This window comes from Acidovorax sp. KPB24-07, from assembly GCF_057543315.1.
This window is the reverse complement of the sequence record NZ_BAAJYS010000897.1, coordinates 1-652: the sequence shown is the minus strand read 5'-3', so window position 1 is coordinate 652 and position 652 is coordinate 1. Positions and strand designations below refer to the sequence as shown.

Sequence of the window (652 nt, the reverse complement as noted above, 5' to 3'; positions counted from 1 at the left end):
GCGGCATGGCAGCACCCCCACCGCCACCCCAGTCACTAACCCTACCGGCTCGCCCCGCATCCGTGGTGGTCGGCACCGGCCCGGCCGGCGTGCGCGCCGCCCAGGCGCTGGTGCAGGCCGGCCTGCGCCCCACCGTGGTGGATGAAAGCCGGCGCGACGGCGGGCAGATCTACCGCCGCCAGCCCGAAGGCTTCAGGCGGTCCTACGCCAAGCTCTACGGCAGCGAGGCCGGCAAGGCCCAGGCGCTGCACCGCGACTTCGACGCCCTGCGCCCATCGGTCGATTACCGGCCCGACACCCTGGCCTGGAACGTGACCGCCGGCGAACTGCACGTGGTGCATGCCGGCGAGCCGCAGACGCTGCCGTTCGACGCGCTGCTGGTGTGCTCCGGCGCCACCGACCGCCTCATGCCCGTGCCCGGCTGGCACCGCGCCGGCTGCTACAGCCTGGGTGCCTCGCAGATCGCGCTGAAGGCGCAGGCCTGCGCCATCGGTTCGCAGGTCGTCTTTCTGGGCAGCGGGCCGCTGCTGTACCTGGTGGCCTCGCAGTACGTGCAGGCCGGCGCGCGCGTGGCGGCGGTGCTCGACACCGCGCCCGCATCCAAGCCCTGGGCCGCCATCGCGGGCCTGCTGGCGCGGCCCACGCTCGCGCT

Annotated in this window: 1 protein-coding gene; it reads left to right on the top strand. The window is 74.5% G+C overall.

The features are described 5' to 3' along the window. Positions 1-5: 5 nt before the first annotated feature. Positions 6-652: NAD(P)/FAD-dependent oxidoreductase (locus AC27IQ_RS26545; protein ID WP_487091456.1), on the top strand; the 647-nt coding region annotated here is incomplete at its 3' end.